Raw genomic sequence first — 342 nt, 5'->3', positions numbered from 1 at the left:
TGCTCGGTGGCGTTGCGGTTGGCCTGCTGGCTGGCCTGCTGCAGCGCCTGGGACACCCGGGTGAGGGCCGCAACGTGCTCGCCGTTCCACTCGTTGCGGAACTTCTCCGCGTCCGGTCCCAGCCACTGGGTACCGGCCAGGACCTTGGTCAGCATCGACCTCTGGTTGTCGATCTCCTGAGAACCGGCCTGCAGCTTCGTCCCAAGAGTCTTGAGCTGAGCAACATCTGCACCCCAAATAGCCATTCGAAAAAACTCCTTAGTTCACCGGACCCGAAACTCTCGGCATCCCCAGCGGCCCCCGGCTGATCCGGAAGATCCAATGCCTCGAACCTACCCTGCC

At 62.9% G+C, this 342-nt stretch carries 1 protein-coding gene; it reads right to left on the bottom strand.

What is annotated here, in order from left to right; all coding sequences use genetic code 11:
* Positions 1-245, bottom strand: a 245-nt coding sequence (locus tag AC1DBL_RS16770; protein WP_476926530.1) for a hypothetical protein, incomplete at its 3' end; no start/stop codon positions are given.
* Positions 246-342: the final 97 nt, after the last annotated feature.

This window comes from Arthrobacter sp. 10T44 (genome assembly GCF_056393885.1).
This window is presented reverse-complemented; position numbering and strand designations above follow the sequence as displayed.